This window comes from Enterobacter cloacae complex sp. P18RS (assembly GCF_014982105.1).
GTDB classification, from domain to species: Bacteria; Pseudomonadota; Gammaproteobacteria; order Enterobacterales; family Enterobacteriaceae; genus Enterobacter; species Enterobacter hormaechei_C.
Map to the genome: position 1 here is coordinate 50,713 of NZ_JADCKV010000021.1, position 17,503 is coordinate 68,215.

Sequence of the window (17,503 nt, forward strand, 5' to 3'; positions counted from 1 at the left end):
ACGGTTTTGCCGTCAGGTGAGACCTGTAGATTGGTGGGGGCATCCGGAGGCGTGGTATCTGGCTCGGAAGGATTTCCCGGATTGCCGGGATTCGGGCTGTTGTTATCGTCATCCCCGCCACCTCCACCGCCGGTTCCCGCCGCAATGGCAATCCCACCTGCGACGGCCAGGCCACCCAGCACCCAGGGCCACGCTGCGGCGCCGCCGGTATCACTCCCTGACGCCGCCAGTAGGGCGTCCGTGGAGGCGATGGATTCATAGGTGGCGGCACCGGTTGGATCTTCAATCCACCACAGCGCACCGTCGCTCTCCTCAAGCACCAGCTGGCTCACGCCCTGCGCGTCGGTGACGTAGAAATTCTTGAGGGTAATCACTTCGCCCGAGTGGAGGGTAATCACCAGATCGTTTCCGCTGCGGGAGTAACCTGAGATATCGGCGCGATCCACGTTAAGTTTAACAATAGACGAATGGCCGAGTGTTACCTGTGTTCCCTCCGTGGTCGTTTCCACGCCAGTTAGTTTCGATATAACAGATATTTGGCTCATACAGTTATTACTCCAGCAGAGTTATTGTTTACGGCGTGTCAGACGTGGCCATATTTTCTGGAGGGATGAGGGCGCTCCCGGCGAAAATACTGTGAATAAAACAGTATTTACCGTTGCTTTCTTTAGAGCGACCGAGACCCGCCAGCAATCAACGTGGCAACATCAGGGCGAAGCTAATTATTTACATGAGTAACTGTTATTTATTTATATTTTCGTAATTTATAAACCTTATTATTTGTGCAGGTATTATTTGTTTTGCTGTAAAAATGATATAGCTATAAATATCTGAATGTGCAAATTAAGTGTCTGTAAACCCTGCACTGTGATTGCAGAGAAAATTAATTGATAGCGCGAATATATTTTGTTGGCTATGCGGGCCGCGCCACAGAGGCGTTGGCGTACAGGCTGTCGGGATTAGGTAGTGGAAGAAATGAGAGGGGGATAATACTGAATACATAGGCTTTATTTATAATTACAGCGAATATTAATGACTGCTTAATAATGATTTAAGTTAGGGTGAATCATCTGCTGTATGATATATTTCGAAGAATTGCATTAATGAAATATATTTTCGGTTTGGGTTTGGATTCTGCTACGCATAAAAATAAACTGTCGACTTCACATATTTCATAAATAAAAAGGCCGCAAATGTGGCCTTTCTGAGGGGGGAGGTTTAGCCGAAAGAGATAATCCCCATTTCAATCAGTGCGGCGAGCGTCAGAAGAATAAAGAGGATAACGACTATGGGTCTGTACATTTGATTTTCCATCCATGTTTATCATGCAATCCGTTTTATGTGCATCATTATTGATGATGGTGCAGGCGATCCCTGCCCCCCTATTTTGCGCCACTTTGCCGTAAAAATCAGTTAGCTGCTGGCACTTTTTCTACTTTTTCTCCGGCCCGACGGGCCGTGGCTGGCAGGATGTCGGCATCCGCCACGTAGCCATCAGGATCGAGACAGCGATTGTGTTCTCTCGCCTGGTGCAGGATCGCTTCGTCCCAGTACAGGCGCTTACGCTGATCGCCCTGGGTCGTCAGAATAAACTCCACATTGCCATCAACCGCGCGGTAGCGGCGCCAGCTGTTTGCCGGAATGGAGATCACCGAACGTTCCGGGGCGATAATGCTGACTTCCTTACCCGCCTCGTTCCAGGTCACCTCCAGCTGGCCTTTAAAGACCATGATCACCTGAATATCCGGGCAGAGATGGCGACCGACAATGTGGTCGTCAGCAAGCCGCAGCCATTCGACGGAAAAACCGTGCGGGCTCAGGATAGCGGGAGCGGAATCCCGATCCTGTGAAATGCCGAAACCGATAACCGGCGCAATTTCGCCGCCGTGTCCCGGCAGCACCGAGTCCAGCAGTCCCTGCGCTGACCAGCAGCGATCATCGCCGGTTACCGCACGCTGGCGCATCTCCTCAACGCTGTAGTCACGCAGACCGGCAATATATTGCTCTGACAGCGGCGTCAGCAGCGTGGCGGGATCGGGCATTGGTTCACCTGCCTCCTGCGCAATCAGCATATTATCCTTGCTGAGATACATACCGTACTCGCTGGCGGCCGCCAGCACTGACGGGTGCCAGATGATGCCGCCCGTGTTGTCCCCGCCGAGCACGGTAAATACCATGCCGCAGGTATCTTCTTTACTGACGTTGGTGAAACCGCGGAAGATCCAGGTCGGTATTGAGAGGATGGTGGGCGCGCTAAATTCCGCTTCATGCTCGCCGTTGGCGCCCCAGCGAAAACGCCATGTCCCTTCATGGATCAGGAACACTTCTGCGGTGAAATGCAGATGCAGGTTATTGGTTACCCCTTTCGGCATAGCCGCCGCGCCAATGTTAAAGCCGTGCGGCTCGGGGATATTAACAATCTGCTCGCTGGACTGAGTTACACCCGGGCCGATGAAGGAATAGTTTTGTTTGAGATGCGAACCGGGCAGCTTGCAATCAATAAAAGCAAGATTGCAGGAAACCATATCGTCGGGGGCGATTAACCGTGTTCGTGCCTGGCTCTGGCTAAGATGGATAGTTTTCATCATTTCTCCTTTTAATAACCGGATGCACCGGTGGTAGGGATGGCGTTGCCGCGGGCGAGAGCAATTGCTTCACGTGAGGCGCGACCCAGCTGCATAACGTCGTTTGCTGGGGTAACAAACTGGAAACCCTGCGCAATACGCGCTGCGGCGGCCGCGCCGGAAGTGCAGAAAATACCGGCAATCTTCTGCTGCTGGCGGCAGCAGTGAATCACCCGCTCAATAGCAGCAAGCATTTCGGGATGTTGGGATTCGGCGCTGGCGCTGCCGGTCAGCGTCAGCGAGAGATCGTTGGGGCCAATAAACACACCGTCTAGTCCTTCGGTATCAAGGATGGCGTCAAGATCCGCCAGCCCTTCGCGGGTTTCGATCATTGCCAGCGTCAGGATCTCGTCGTTAGCGTGCTGTGGATAATCACTGCCGCCGTAGAGTAGACCTCTGGCCGGACCAAAGGAGCGAACACCCAGCGGTGGATAGCGACAGGCAGCGACAAAACGGCGAGCCTGTTCCGCGCTGGAGATCATCGGACAGATTACGCCATACGCGCCGGCGTCTAATACGCGCATGATTTGCGCCGGATCGTTATCTGCCACCCTCACCAGCGGCACGGCAGGCGTGCTCGATAGCGCCTGTAGCATCGACAACGCGCTGGCAAAATCAATCATGCCGTGCTGCAAATCGACGGTGACGGCGTCGTAACCCTGATGGCCCATAATTTCCGCGCTATACCCGGACGGGATCGCCAGCCAGCCGTTAACGATCGGGGTATTTTCCAGAAATGCGGTCTTTAAACTGTTTTTGCGCACTGTATGCACTCCGTTATCCACTGACGCAGCAGCGGCGCGATCTCATCCGGGGTTTCCAGCGGAATAAAATGCCCGCCAGCCTCCACCGTATGCCTGGTCACGTTCGCGTTGCCTGCTGCCAGTAGCTGATGATGATGGGGCGTGCAGATAACGTCCTGCGCGCCGTTTAGAAGTAATGTGGGGCAGGAGAGGGCGTTAAACGCAGCCCGGTTGTCCTGCCGGTGAATGGCCATTTCCGTTTGCTCCGCAAAGGTCTCAATGCCGCACTCTTGCGCCATTCGGCAAATAGTCTCTTGCAGGATCCGATCGGACAGATGTGACGGGGCGACATAGCTCTGCCACAGCGACGAGACCAGCCAGTCGGCCAGGCCCCGCGCCTGTGCGGTGTGTACCGCTTCCCGGCGTGAAGCAAGGGTGTCTGGCGCAACGGGCAACGGATTAACGGAAATCAGCGTCAGCCCGTTCACTCTTTCTGGCGCGTCGGCGGCCATTTGCAGCGCGACAATCGCGCCGAGCGAAAAGCCCGCCAGCAGAAAGCGCGGTGGCAGAACCTTTAACAACCGCCGTGACGCCTGCGGCGCGGACTCTGCGCCCGTCAGCGTGATGCACAGCACCGCTGAGACGTTCAGCCGTTCAATGACGGGCTGCCAGAGCCGGGCGTTACACAGCGTGCCGCCAAGCAGAACCAGCGGCAGATCGGTATTGTCCAGAAGCGGATATTCCATTGCATCCCTCACGTAGCCGTCCAGCCGCCGTCAACCATCAGGGCGCTGCCGGTGATCAGCCCGGCGGCCTCAGAGGCGAGGAACACTACCGGCCCCATAATGTCCTCCAGCCTGCCTGGCCGGCGCAGTTTGATGTTGTCCAGCACATAGCGGCGAAATGCCGGGTCGGCGAGCGACGAACGCGTCAGGTCGGTTTCAATGAAGGTCGGGCACAGCGTATTGACACGGATCCCCGCATCGCCCAGCTCCAGCGCCATCGTTCGGGTTAACCCTTCAAGCGCGAATTTGGAGGCACAGTACACGCTACGCTCGGGGCCACCAACGTGTCCCATTTGCGATGAGATGTGAATAATCGATCCCCCCTTACCGTCCACCCGCATTCTGCGCGCCACATGCTGGCTGATAAAAAAGGTGGCGCGCAGGTTAAGCGCCATCACCGCATCGAAATTTTCCTCGTTCACCTTAAGAAACGGCTGGTGGCGGGCCAGCCCGGCACTGTTCACCAGAATGTCGGGCGTGGGCAACGTCGCCAGCACACGCGCCACCTCCTGAGTGTCGGTAATATCCAGTTCCAGCGGGTGAAATGCGAGACTGTGTTCCGCTGCCAGACCTGTGGCATGCGCCAGCGCCTCGCGGCCCCGGGCGGCGATCCATACCTCTGCTCCCGCCTGTGCGAGGGCGACGGCGGCGGCGAAGCCAATCCCTCTTGACCCGCCGGTCACCAGCGCGCGTTTGCCGTGCAGGGTGAAAGAGGGCGTTTGCAAAAGCGTCATGGCTTACACCTTTTCCCTGACCGGGGCCGGTGTGGCGTAGGGAACTTCCGTCTGGCCATAACGGCGCACGCGAATATTGGCCTGCTCGGCATGTCCGGCGAACCCTTCCAGCAGCGACAGACGGGAACAATAGCTGCCGATTTCGGCAGTGGCTTCGTCGCTGAGGACTTTCTGGAAGGTGCAGGTTTTCATGAACTTGCCCACCCACAGGCCGCCGGTATAACGTGCGGCTTTCTGCGTGGGCAGGGTGTGGTTGGTGCCGATCACCTTATCGCCGTAGGCCACGTTAGTACGCGGTCCAAGGAACAGCGCGCCGTAATTGGTCAGGTTAGCCAGGAACCAGTCGTCCCGGTCGGTCATCACCTGAACATGTTCGGAAGCGATACGATCTGCCTCCAGCAGCATCTCTTCGTGGCTGTCGCAGACGATGATTTCCCCGTAGTCCTGCCAGGACTGGCGGGCAATGTCGGCGGTAGGGAGCTTTTCCAGCAGCCGTTCCACTTCGCTGAGCGTCTCTTTGGCAAGTTGAAGCGAGTTCGTCAGCAGGATGGCAGGGGTGGTGACGCCGTGTTCGGCCTGGCCCAGCAGGTCCGTGGCGCACATTTCCGCGTCAACAGTGTCATCGGCAATCACCAGCGTTTCCGTCGGACCGGCAAACAGATCGATACCTACCCGGCCGAACAGCTGGCGTTTGGCCTCCGCGACGAAGGCGTTACCGGGCCCGACCAGCATGTCGACCGGTGCCAGCGAGTCCGTGCCCAGCGCCATGGCGCCTATCGCCTGAATGCCGCCAAGGGCATAGATTTCCGTTGCGCCAGCCATTTTTTGCGCCGCGACAATCGCCGGGGCGGGCTGACCGTTAAACGGCGGGGCACAGCTGATGATTCTTGAACACCCCGCCACGCTGGCAGTGATGATCGACATGTGCGCGGAGGCGAGCAGGGGATATTTTCCGCCAGGCACGTAACATCCTACGGCGTTAATCGGAATATTTTTATGTCCGAGGATCACCCCGGGACGCGTTTCAATTTCCAGGTCCCGCAGACATTCTTTCTGCGCGCGGGCAAAATTCGCCACCTGCTGTTGGGCAAATTCAATATCCTGAATATCCTGGCGGCTTAACTGTTTTATGCAGCGGTCAATCTCCGCGGACGTCAGACGATAATCCTGACGGTCATAACGATCGAATTTAATGGATAATTCGCGAATGGCTTTATTTCCGCGTTTTTCAATATCCGCAAGTATTTGTTCAACCGTTTCTCTTATTTGCTGGTTGGCTTGCTGGCGCTCTTCGGTAGATTTACCGGTTTTTAATTTCCAGGACACTCGCTTCTCCTTACCTTTTTCAGATGTCAGTTATCCTCCCGGCGAGCCGGGAAAGGGTGTTTACTTCAGAAAGAGTTATTGATCCGGCGCGGCAGCGTACGCACCGTTTTTTAATAATTGGGCTGAGGTTTGCGTTTTACGGGCATATACCCATCGAGCGGACAGCGGCGTGGCAATAGCGGCCACAACGGAAAGGGCGGCAATCAATATATAACCGGACGACAGGTTAATATGTTGCATCATTACTCCCATCATTACCGGCCCGACAAACATGCCGCAGGAATAAATGGTCTGGAATAGTCCCATTCGCGTGGATTGTTCATCAGACGAGGTATTCACTACGCTGAGCGACATGAATGCGGCAAAGGCCATACCAAACGAGAACCCCGCCAGCGCCTGCCACAGGTAAATCACATAGATATTGCTGGTAAAGGGAATGCCGAAAGTGGAAATCACCTGTAAAACGATGCCGAGCACGGCGGTTTTTACCAGCCCAAGGCGCTGATAAAACACCGAGCTGCACAGGGCGATGGCCAGCCCGTAAAAAAGAAGGTGAATGTTACCCAGCAGCGCGAGGATCCCCGCCCGGGCGCCAAGCTGCTCGGCATAGACCGGCGTCAGCGTGTCGCGGGTGGCGAAGGGCACCAGAATGACGACGGTTGCCAGGATGCCAATCAGCCAGACGGAACGGTCGGCCAGCTGCTGGCGCGCGCCGGTAATGCAGGCTTTAAGCGTAGGGGCCTGAACCGGGTCGTGCACGTCCTGAATGCGGGTCGTCAGGAATAACGCCACCAGGGCGGAGATGCAGGAGACAAAAAAGGCGATGTTATTGGCGAAATAGTGAATCAGCACCGCGCCAATACAGTTACCGAGAAACACGCCGATGGGCCCTGCCAGCGCCAGCAGCGCGACGGCGGCAGGCGCTTCGTTGCGACCGAAGTAACGCATGAACAGGATGTTGTACAGCACCCAGGTCGCCGCCGTGACACCGTCTGCCGCTTTCGCCAGATACAGCGTAATGGCGTTGGGTTCAAGCCAGGCAATCGGCCAGGCGATAATTGGCAGCAGCAGGCCAATCTGGATGAAGATCCTGCGGCTTTTAACCACGTCGGAAATAATGCCTAATGGGAAGCGTATCAGAAGGGTTGCCAGACCGGACGCGCCCATGATGATGCCCATGATCTGTGGCTCAATGCCCTGGTTGATCATCATGGGGGCCAGGAATGCATCAATGCTATGAATGCAGATAAAGAACAGGATGCTGATGATGAAAAAGAGCCGGGCTTCCCGACGGCGTAACAGTGCTTGAAACATGGTTTTGAACCTCTTAAGAATTAATGGGTTATAACCAGTCAGAGACGACGTTTACCGGTTCAATCCTTTGGGCGACTCCTGTTCTCTCCGGTACCATTGACGGTATGAAAACTCTTTGCATACGTATTCAAGATTTGAAGTTACGAAAAGGTTTCACATTTGTAAAGTGATCTCGATCTTGTTGTGAGAATTTTAATTTTTTGTGTTGCATACGCATGCAAAGGTGGTGTAAGTATAAAAAACACCCACTTGCTGAGGCGTTTGAAGCACGCGCAAATGGGCAGGACGTTGATAAGGAATCAGGGGTAATGAAACGTAAGACTTTTGCAGCAGTCACATCCCAACAGGTCGCTCAGCTGGCGGGGGTATCGCAATCTGCGGTGTCGCGAACGTTCACGCCGGGGGCCAGCATTTCACCGGCAACGCGTGAAAAAGTGCTGAAGGCAGCGCGCGAGCTGGGCTATCGCCCGAATGCGATCGCCCGTTCGCTCAACACGGCTCGTTCGCGCATTATCGGTGTCGTCATTTCTTACTTTGATAACCCCTTTTACTCGCAGGTGCTGGAGGCGCTGGCGCAAAAGCTGGATACGCTGAACTATCACCTGCTGCTGTTCGTTGGCGACCGGGAAGGTAACGTAGACCGTATTTTTGACCAGATTATGCAGTACCGGGTGGATGGCATTGTGCTGGCCTCGGTGACGCTGTCGCTGGAGTTATCCGAGGAGTGCCTTGCCGCCGGGATCCCGGTAGTGCTGTTTAACCGCAGCGAAGAGAGTGGCATGGCCTCCAGCGTCAACAGTAATAACGAAGCGGCCGCGCGGCAGATTGCCGAGTTTCTGCTGGCGGGGGAGCACAAGCGTTTTGCCTACGTGGGCGGCGTGGCTGATTCCCCGGTCAATATCGCCCGCCAGCGCGGGTTCATTTCCACGCTGGAAGAACATGGCATCACCGATGTCCGGGTGGTGCACGGGAATTACGACGCTCAGCAAACCACCCGGGCAGCCTATACCCTGTTTTCGACGTCGCCAGCGCCGGATGCGGTCTTTGTCGCCAACGATCATATGGCCGTCACGGTAATGGATGTGGCGCGCTATGAGTTTGGTTTGCGCATTCCGGAGGAGGTCTCCGTTGTCGGCTATGACGACATCGGCCCTTCCGGCTGGCCCTCTTATGCGTTGACCTCGGCGTCGCAGCCGGTCGGCGCGATGGTGGATGCCACGGTGGAACTGTTAATGAAGCAAATTGATAGCGGAACCATAGAGCCTGAACAGATTACGGTGCCCGGTACGCTGGTGATACGCCACTCGGCGCGTCGCCCACGCAGCGGCGTTATCGAAACCAATGGTTTAACGCTATTCCAGTCTAAGGAGCGCACATGACCAGATTACGGGGCTTCAGCCCTCAATTCGACTCTATCCAGCAGTTCATTTTGACGCTGACGCACGTGGTGTGGGAGCAGAAAGATATCGGCCAGCTGGCGGATTTTTACGCCACGCCGGTGGTTTTCACTACCCCCGAAAAACAGCTGCATGAGCTTTCCCAGTTTATGCGCCTGACGCTTGAGGCGATGCACAGCTTCCCGCAGCGAGCGGTGCTGACGGAGGATATTCTGTGCAGCCAGAACCCGGGGGACGAGTACTATGCGGCGCAGCGTACCGTAGCCCGCATTCAGCACCAGGGGGAGGGATTTTTTGGCCCGCCGACCGGGAAAAATGTCTGGGTCCGCACCTGGGCCGATCGCATCTGTGTTGATGGTGCCGTACGCCAGGAGTGGCTGCTTCAGGATCGTGCCGCGATTGTGGCGCAACTGGGGCTGGATGTCCGCGACTTTGCTTTTAACCTGGCGACCATGCGCCAGCAGCTTGGGCTGGAATCTGTGTCTGCTGAGACGCTTGACGCCCGCTGGGCGGGTGGGCCTGAGGGCGACGACGTGGAAGGGGCGCTGGCCGGGGTCGTTGAGCGCTACTTAACGATGTGGGCGGGCGGTAACAGCGGCGTGGTGCCCGGTCTCTATCACCCGGCGGCGACGCTGTACGCGCCGGGGCACTGCCTCTGCACCGGCGAACAGGAAATTGGCGCACAGCTTTCCGGTTATCGCGCTTCATTTGCCGACAGCGAAACGCAGCTTCATCACCTGATTGTGCGTAAAGATCCTAATGAGCCGATTCGACTTTCATTGCGCTGGTCGTTGTTAACCTGGCATGACGGTTACGGCAAATTTGGTGCGCCGACCCGTAAACCCATATCAATTACCGGTATCAGCCAGCTTGAATTACGTGATGGTTTAATTTTCCGTGAATATCTGGGGATCGATGAATTAGCGATTTGGTCGCAAATATTTAATTAATGGGGCGGCAGCCCCCTTATTCCGGCTGCAAAAAATAACCGTGTTTAATTCACCCTCACTTACGGGTGCGGGTTCTTATTGTCTGAAAACAGAGCAGGAGTTTATATGTCTTCCACCGAAGCAACAAATAAAGCACCAGCCGTACCCGAAAAAAGCAGCGTGAAATCGCTGAAAGAGGAACCTGTATTACAGGTGGAGCGTCGTGATTTTGTCGATCTGGTACCGGAAAAAAGACCGCGCGTGCAATCATTACGCGGCTTTGATGACTGCTATACCGATATTGTCGATTATATCGTTCGCTGCACCCATAAAATATGGGACGAGCGCGATGTCGGCTTAATTTATTCTCACTATACCCATAACTGCGTGCTGTATAACGCGCTGGGGACACTCTATAACCGCGAACAGGTGGTGCAGGATACGCTGCAACGCTTAATTGCCTTCCCGGAACGGCGCGGAATGGCAACTCAGGTTATCTGGAACGGAAATGATGTTGACGGTTTTTATACCTCTCACCTGGTGACGGGAAGCGGGCGGCATACCCAGTACAGCCATTTAGGCAAACCGACGAACCGTACGTTTGTGACGCGTACCGTGGCGGATTGCATGATCCACGAGAATAAAATTTATCGGGAGTGGGTGGTCAGCGACAATATGTCACTGATGAAACAGCTTGGCCTGAATACCGATCAAATCGCATTTAATATGGCAAAGGAGCAGTTCGATAAAGGCTTCCGCGTGATGGACATCGGCGAAAACGGCCGCATGCTGGGGCAATATCCGCCGGAGATGGAGTGCGATGTTTCCATTGCGCACACCGATACGGAGGAGCAGTGCCTGCGCTGGCTGCATGAGATCTACAACCGCCGGATGTTTGGCAAGATCAAAGAAGTGTATGCGCCTAACGTACAGTGGCACGGTCCGCTGATGAAAGAGCTGTACGGCACCGCGGCGGTAACCCATCAGACGCTGGCGCTGGTGGGGATGATCCCTGACGGCGCGTGGCTGCCGCAGCATATTTGTTCCAACCCATGCGATGAAGGCGGCGTCAAAGTGGCCGTACGCTGGATTATCGAAGGACATCACCTGGGTTACGGCGAACTCGGCAAGCCGACCGGAGAACGACTGTTCGTGATGGGCATGTCGCACTACCACATCGTCAACGGAAAAATTGTTGATGAGTGGGTGGTTTATGACCATCTGGCGCTGCTGGCGCAGATCAAACTCGGCCAGATGGAGGACGCGTAAATGTTAAATCAGGTGAGCTGGATTAAGCGTCCGCAGGGGCAGGATGCGCAGGCCGATCGTTCCCTGACGGAGAAGGTCAGCGCCATTATCGAGCGCGTGAAAACCGAGGGCGATACGGCGCTAAGAGCCTTTTCGCAGCAGTTTGATCAGGTCGTACCGGCGCAGTTTGAGGTGAGCGAGCAGGAGATTGCCGAAGCACTGGAGGGGATGGATGCCCAGACGCGCCGCGACAGTGAGTTTGCCATTAATCAGGTGCGTCGTTTTGCGCAGGCGCAGCTGGCGACCATGCTGCCGCTGGAGGTAGAGACGCTGCCTGGCGTGCATCTCGGTCACCGGATCATCCCGGTGCAGACGGTGGGCTGCTACGTGCCGGGCGGACGGTATCCGATTCTCTCCGCACCCGTGATGTCGATTGTTCCTGCGACGGTGGCGGGCTGTGAACAGATTATCGCCTGTCTGCCCCCGGGCGCCCATCCGGCGATGATTGCCGTTTGCCATCTGGCGGGCGCGCACCGCATTTTCAAAGTTGGCGGCGCGCAGGCCATTGCGGCTATGGCCTGGGGAACGGAGAGTATTCCGTCGGTGGACAAAATCGTTGGGCCAGGCAACGCCTTCGTTAACGAAGCGAAACGCCAGGTGTTTGGTCGAGTCGGCATTGATGCCCTCGCCGGGCCGAGCGAGATTTTTACTATCGCCGACGACAGCGCCGACCCGCGCATTCTGGCCGCCGATATGCTGGCGCAGGCAGAGCACGATATTCATACCCGCGTCGGGCTGGCGACAACCAGCCGGGATATCGCTGAGCGTACCCTGGCGGAGGTTGAGCGTCAGCTTGCCAGCCTGCCAACGGCCGCCACGGCGGGCGAGGCGTGGCGTCGGCAGGGTGAAATTGTGCTCTGCGAAGATGAAGCGCAGCTGATTGCGTTTGCTGACCATATGGCGACGGAGCATTTGCAGGTGCATACCCGCGATCCGCACGCGACGGCAGCGAAGATCCGCAACTATGGCTCGCTGTTTATTGGTCAGAACGCCAGCGTGGTGTTCTCCGATAAATGCTGCGGCACCAACCATACGTTACCGACGATGGCGGCGGCACGCTATACCGGCGGTCTGTGGGTAGGGGCATACGTCAAAATCTGTACCCATCAGTGGATTGACGAGCAGGGTATCCCGGCAATCGCACAACCGGCGATCCGCCAGAGCCGTACCGAGGGGATGCAGGGGCACCGACGGGCGGCGGAAATTCGTCTGCGTCCGCAGGACATTGATGCCATTACTACCGGCATGCGGGACTAAAACGTATCCCGGGCAGCCTTCTGCCCGGTTTTCAGCACGGGGAGCCTGAGACTATGAAGCGCCTGATACCGCCAGACGACTGTCCGGAGGAAATTGCCCGCCGTCTCGACGTCATACAGCAGCACCGGGCGCTCAACGCGATCCTCGGGGTTAACCCTGACGCCATGTCTCAGGCGGAACAGCATCAGCAGCAGCGTCGGCGTGGAGAGCCGATCGGCCCCCTGCACGGCGTGCCGCTGATCGTCAAAGATAATATTGCCTGCGCGCCGATGCCGATCACCCTTGGCTGCCGTGCGCTGGCCTCACTTAACGCGACAGCGGATGCTCGGGTCGTGCAGCGATTGCGCAGAGCGGGGGCGATTATTCTTGCCAGGGCCAATATGTCCGAGTTCGCGTTCGATGTGCGCTCGCGTAGCTCGCTGGGGGGTGATGTGGCGAATCCACTTTGCCCGACACTCACCGCCGGAGGTTCCAGCGGAGGATGCGCCGCGGCGGTGGCGGCTGGAATGGCGGATGGCGCATTGGGTACCGATACCGGCGGCTCTATCCGCATTCCCTGTAGCTATACCGGGCTGGTGGGGCTACGGCCTGCCTTTCGCCGTTCACAGCTGGACGGCGTGGCGCCACTCTCGCCCAGCAAAGATACCGTTGGGCCAATGGTACATAGCGTTGAGGATGCCGCCTTGCTGCATGCGGTGATCCATGGCCTGCCGCCGGTTGCGCTTCCTGTGCGTTCGCTGAAAGGCGTTCGCTTTGGCGTGGTGACCGCGTTACAGGGAGAGGATGAGGTACAGCTGGAGGTCTGGCAGTCGGCGCTGCACACGTTGCGCCGTGCCGGAGCGACGCTGGTGGAGGTTTCACTCCCCTTCCTTGAAGAGGTGAGGCAGGCCACCTGCCTCAGTCTGTATGAATTTCGCGTGGCGATTGACGACTGGCTTAGCAAACAGCCTGGCGCTCCCTCCGGACTGACAAGCATTGTGGACTCCGGCGCTTTCCTGCCAGAGTTTGCGCCGTTTCTACGTCAGATGCTGGCGAGTAACACGCTGAAAACCCCGCTCTGGCTGGCGGGGCGTCGCTTTCAGCGCCTGTTGCGGCAGAACCTTTGCCAGGTGGCGGAGGTGCAGCGCATCGACGGATTTGTGTATCCCACCGTACAACGATTACCAGAAAGTATGGCGAAGATGCCGCCAGGCTGCGCGCCGGAACTGGCCGCCATCAGCGGCCTGCCTGCCATTACGTTGCCCTGTGGCGTAAGCCGTATCGGGCTGCCGGTAGGGATGGAGATGTTATCGGCGCAGGAGGATGAGACGATGCTGATGACGCTGGCGCTGGCATGTGAGGGGGCGCTGGGCGGGATAAATGAGGTGCTGAGGTTTAAGGCAGGATATCGCCAGAGCGGTACCGTTTGTCAGAACCTCTCTTAAGGCGCCGATGGCCCCTTGCCGCGATACCTTATTGTGATTTCATTTTTCAGTATTGTCAGCGGCGGCGTCATTTCGCCGCGCGCTACCGACTGATACTCAAAGCGAAAGGGGCCCGCGGCCGGGAAACCCGCTGGCAACGGGATTTCGCCCGCCAGTTCCCTGAGCATCAGACAGCGCAGGTTGTTACAGACGCGAATGCGAAAGCCCGGCGGCGTGGGGCCGTCCGGTGTAATCTTCCACAGCAGATGCGTCGGCGTAACCCCTTTCGGAAGGGGCGCGGCGGGCTGAACTGGACGACTTTTCAGTACCTGCTTGCCGCGCGACAGCGTGCCGCCAAAACTATGGCTGCTCCATGAACCGTCCGCAGCAAACGCCGGTGGCGCAAGCAGCAGAACAAGCAAGGCGGCTCTTATCACGATTTACCTCCAATGAGATACGTCATTCTCACGTTGCGCTGAGTGTTTATCTCCTGGCTGGAGAGAACTGCAAGCTGAGGGAAGATGCGACGAAGATAGCGGGACAGCATCAAACGCAGCGCCGGGTTCACCAGCAGAACCGGCGGTGCACCCAGCGCTTCCTGATGCTGCAACGCCTGCTCGGTCTGTTTCATTAAATTCTCGGCAATTCCCGGCTCGATAGCGCTTCCGCTCTGGGTTGCCTGTACCAGCAACTGCTCAAGTGACATATCAAGGCCGATTATTTGGATATCGTCGTCGCCAGGGAACCACTGCTGCGTAATCGCCCGGGAGAGGCGAGCGCGCACGCGGGCCGTCAGCTCGTCAGCGTCAGACTGAGGAGTGGCATACTCAGCCAGCGTGTCGATGATGGTCCGCATATCGCGGATCGGCACGCGCTCGGAGAGCAGATTTTGCAGTACTTTGTGCAGCGTGGTCAGGCTGATTACCCCGGGGATCAAATCCTCTATCAGCTTCGGCGACTGTTTGGTGAGCTGGTCAAGCAGCTGCTGCGCCTCCTGGCGACCGAAAAGTTCGTCCGTGTGGGTGCTGATAAGGTGGTTCAGGTGCGTAGCGACGACGGAACATGGATCGACTACGGTATAGCCCAGCGTCTGCGCCAGCTCGCGATGGACTTCATCGATCCATAGAGCGGGAAGTCCAAAGGTTGGTTCTTTACAGGGCGTACCGGGCACTTCTCCCTCTGCACAGCCTGGATCGATCGCCATCCAGCGATCGGGCTGGACCTCGCCTTTACCAATCGTCACCCCTTTTAGCAGAATACGATAGTGAGTCGGCGGCAGGTCGAGATTATCGCGAATATGAACTGCTGGCGGCAGAAAGCCCATCTGCTGCGCGAACTTCTTACGAATACCCCGTACGCGGGTTAACAGCTGGCCCTGCTGTTCATGATCGACCATAGGGATCAGTCGATAGCCAACCTCCAGCCCCAGTACATCTTCCATCTGTACGTCAGACCATGTCGCTTCATTAACCTGCGCCACGTCAGCTTCAGCTCGGGTAGGGGCGGAGGGGGCGGCGCCCGTTTTTTTCGCCTTACCTTCCTGGCCCCGCAGCCACCATGCAATGCCTAAAAGTGAGGAGGTAAAGAGTAAAAAGACCAGATTGGGCATGCCTGGGATTAGCCCCAGCAAACCAATTACGGCCGCAGAGAGGGCAAGCACGCGAGGTGAGGTAAACAGCTGGCCGACCATCTGCTCGCCTACGTCCTGCTCGTTGACCACACGCGTTACAACGACACCTGCCGCGGTGGAGATCACAAGACCAGGGATCTGCGCAACCAGGCCGTCACCGATGGTCAACAGCGTGTAGGCCTCTCCCGCTGCGCTGAGGGTCATATCATGCTGCATTACGCCGATAATCAGGCCACCGATAATGTTTATTGCCATGATCAGCAGGCCTGCGATGGCATCGCCACGCACAAATTTGCTCGCACCGTCCATGGAGCCGTAAAAATCTGCCTCCTGAGTCACCTCTTTTCGACGGCGTTTGGCCTCCTCCTCGCCGATCAGACCGGCGTTCAGGTCGGCATCGATTGCCATTTGTTTACCGGGCATACCGTCAAGGGTAAAGCGAGCGCCCACTTCTGCAATACGCCCGGCCCCCTTGGTGATGACCATAAAGTTTATAATTATCAATATGATAAAAACGACGATGCCGATGGCAAAGTTGCCGCCTACCAGGAAGTGGCCGAACGCTTCGATGACCTGGCCCGCGGCGTCAGCGCCGTTATGGCCGTGCATCAGGATAACGCGCGTTGAGGCGACGTTTAGCGCCAGGCGAAGCAGCGTTGAGAAGAGCAGTACCGTCGGGAAGGCGGAAAACTCCAGCGTATTCTGGGTAAACATGGCGACCAGAAGGATCATGATCGCCAGTACAATATTAAAGGTAAACAGCAAGTCCAACACGAAGGTTGGCAGCGGCAGGATCATCATCGCAAGGATCGTCATGATCAGGACTGGACCGGCCAGTACCTGCCACTGGGTCTCCTTGATGCCGGGCAAACGTAATTTGGTGGCGATATTAGCCATTACTCTTTACTCTCTTGTGCAAAATCGAGCGCCGGGGGAACCGGCAAATCTTTAGGTTCTGTTGGGCGCAAGCCAAAGCCTTTACGCCACCGGCGCAGGCTATATACCCAGGCCAGGACTTCGGCAACAGCGTTATATAATTCACCGGGCACCGGCTGACCCGGCTCGCAGTGCCGGTAAAGCGCACGCGCCAGCGGTGGCGCTTCCAGCATCGGAACCCGATTTTCTTCAGCCATCTCGCGGATGCGCAGGGCAATAAGTCCACTGCCGCTTGCGACGACGATCGGTGCGCCCATGGTGCCTTCCTGGTACTTCAGCGCCACGGAATAGTGGGTCGGGTTGTTGACGACCACATCGGCGGTGGGCACCTCGGCCATCATGCGGCTTTGTGCCATCTGGCGCTGAATCTGCCTGACGCGACCCTTAATGTGCGGGTCACCTTCCTGGTTTTTAAATTCATCCTTTATCTCCTGGCGGCTCATTCTCAGCTTCTTAAAGTTGCTCCAGAGCTGATAAATCACGTCGAAGGCCACCATGGGGATCAGTGACAAAATCACGTACAGCATGCAGCCAATCAGCAGGTTGCTGATGTCGTTTAGCGCGCCGCCCAACGGTTCATACATTAGATTGATGAACCTGCTTTTATTGAGCAGTAAAAACAGTCCTCCCCCCGTGGCGGCCAACAGCACCTTGAGGATGCTTTTGATCATCTCTGATACCATTTGGGCAGAGAAAAGACGCTTGATACCGGTGACGGGATTAAGTTTTTTAAGATTAACCTTTAGCGCCTTACTGCTTGCGTTCAGGCCGCCGATAATCGACGGTGCCGTTATTGCGGTCACGTACAGCCCGCCGGCGAAGGGCAGAATGGCGAGAAAAGCCATGCTCAACAGCGAGGCTGCACGATGTAACATATTCTGCGGGTCGCGGATCAGCAGTCGATCAAAGGTCAACCCGTTGTGCAGAATAGATTCAAGCTGCGTCGCCAGATGGCTACCTGCGCCGACGATAAGCCCCCAGCCCACCAGAAGCATGGCAAGGGTGGTCAGCTCGCGCGAACGCGGAACCTGACCTTCCTCCCGCGCTTTCTGTTTTCGGTGGGGTGTGGGGTCTTCTGTTTTGTCGCTCTCGCTCTCTTCAGACATAGTGTTGGCCT

At 56.8% G+C, this 17,503-nt stretch carries 15 protein-coding genes; 5 read left to right on the forward strand and 10 right to left on the reverse strand.

The window, feature by feature from the left end; genetic code table 11:
* The 7 genes from INF61_RS16660 to INF61_RS16690 form a co-directional block, all read right to left on the reverse strand.
* A partial coding sequence (locus tag INF61_RS16660) for a BapA prefix-like domain-containing protein (protein WP_193042565.1) occupies positions 1-545 on the reverse strand: 545 nt, incomplete at its 3' end.
* Between the two features lie 864 nt (positions 546-1,409).
* Positions 1,410-2,585, reverse strand: coding sequence for a cupin (locus tag INF61_RS16665; protein ID WP_126495402.1), 1,176 nt, complete (start codon positions 2,583-2,585; stop codon positions 1,410-1,412).
* Between the two features lie 11 nt (positions 2,586-2,596).
* Positions 2,597-3,388 (reverse strand): HpcH/HpaI aldolase/citrate lyase family protein, encoded by a 792-nt coding sequence (locus INF61_RS16670; protein WP_023295301.1) that lies wholly within the window; start codon positions 3,386-3,388, stop codon positions 2,597-2,599.
* Positions 3,370-4,113, reverse strand: coding sequence for an alpha/beta fold hydrolase (locus INF61_RS16675; protein ID WP_023295300.1), 744 nt, complete (start codon positions 4,111-4,113; stop codon positions 3,370-3,372). The genes INF61_RS16670 and INF61_RS16675 overlap by 19 nt, the downstream gene beginning before the upstream one ends.
* An 8-nt stretch (positions 4,114-4,121) precedes the next feature.
* Positions 4,122-4,886 carry an SDR family NAD(P)-dependent oxidoreductase gene (locus INF61_RS16680; RefSeq protein ID WP_033487539.1) on the reverse strand — a complete coding sequence of 255 codons (765 nt, stop codon included), beginning with the start codon at positions 4,884-4,886 and terminating at the stop codon, positions 4,122-4,124.
* Between the two features lie 3 nt (positions 4,887-4,889).
* On the reverse strand, positions 4,890-6,212 hold the full coding sequence (gene hisD, locus INF61_RS16685) for a histidinol dehydrogenase (protein ID WP_017692807.1): 1,323 nt from the start codon (positions 6,210-6,212) through the stop codon (positions 4,890-4,892).
* 75 nt (positions 6,213-6,287) lie between these two features.
* The gene (locus tag INF61_RS16690; RefSeq protein ID WP_023295299.1) at positions 6,288-7,526 is read right to left on the reverse strand and encodes an MFS transporter; all 1,239 of its coding nucleotides are present in this window, start codon (positions 7,524-7,526) and stop codon (positions 6,288-6,290) included.
* A 308-nt stretch (positions 7,527-7,834) separates the two neighbouring features.
* On the opposite strand from INF61_RS16690, the gene INF61_RS16695 reads away from it, so the two are divergent.
* From INF61_RS16695 to INF61_RS16715, 5 genes are all read left to right on the forward strand, one after another.
* Positions 7,835-8,905 (forward strand): LacI family DNA-binding transcriptional regulator, encoded by a 1,071-nt coding sequence (locus tag INF61_RS16695; protein ID WP_003862277.1) that lies wholly within the window; start codon positions 7,835-7,837, stop codon positions 8,903-8,905.
* On the forward strand, positions 8,902-9,873 hold the full coding sequence (locus INF61_RS16700) for a nuclear transport factor 2 family protein (protein WP_015571630.1): 972 nt from the start codon (positions 8,902-8,904) through the stop codon (positions 9,871-9,873). The genes INF61_RS16695 and INF61_RS16700 overlap by 4 nt, the downstream gene beginning before the upstream one ends.
* 105 nt (positions 9,874-9,978) lie before the next feature.
* Entirely contained in the window at positions 9,979-11,121 is a 1,143-nt protein-coding gene (locus INF61_RS16705) for an ester cyclase (protein WP_033487538.1), read from the forward strand.
* Positions 11,122-12,417 (forward strand): histidinol dehydrogenase, encoded by a 1,296-nt coding sequence (gene hisD, locus INF61_RS16710; protein WP_063413152.1) that lies wholly within the window; start codon positions 11,122-11,124, stop codon positions 12,415-12,417.
* A 53-nt stretch (positions 12,418-12,470) separates the two neighbouring features.
* Positions 12,471-13,841: an amidase gene (locus INF61_RS16715; RefSeq protein WP_015571627.1), complete on the forward strand. Its 1,371-nt coding sequence runs from the start codon at positions 12,471-12,473 to the stop codon at positions 13,839-13,841.
* On the opposite strand, the gene INF61_RS16720 is transcribed toward INF61_RS16715, so the two are convergent.
* From INF61_RS16720 to flhB, 3 genes are read right to left on the reverse strand one after another with little or no spacing between them, the layout of a single operon-like run.
* Positions 13,838-14,257: a flagellar protein FlhE gene (locus tag INF61_RS16720; protein WP_023304283.1), complete on the reverse strand. Its 420-nt coding sequence runs from the start codon at positions 14,255-14,257 to the stop codon at positions 13,838-13,840. The genes INF61_RS16715 and INF61_RS16720 overlap by 4 nt on opposite strands.
* The gene (gene flhA, locus INF61_RS16725; RefSeq protein ID WP_015571626.1) at positions 14,254-16,347 is read right to left on the reverse strand and encodes a flagellar biosynthesis protein FlhA; all 2,094 of its coding nucleotides are present in this window, start codon (positions 16,345-16,347) and stop codon (positions 14,254-14,256) included. The genes INF61_RS16720 and flhA overlap by 4 nt, the downstream gene beginning before the upstream one ends.
* The gene (gene flhB / locus INF61_RS16730; RefSeq protein WP_015571625.1) at positions 16,347-17,492 is read right to left on the reverse strand and encodes a flagellar biosynthesis protein FlhB; all 1,146 of its coding nucleotides are present in this window, start codon (positions 17,490-17,492) and stop codon (positions 16,347-16,349) included. Before flhB ends, flhA begins: the two co-directional genes overlap by 1 nt.
* Positions 17,493-17,503: the final 11 nt, after the last annotated feature.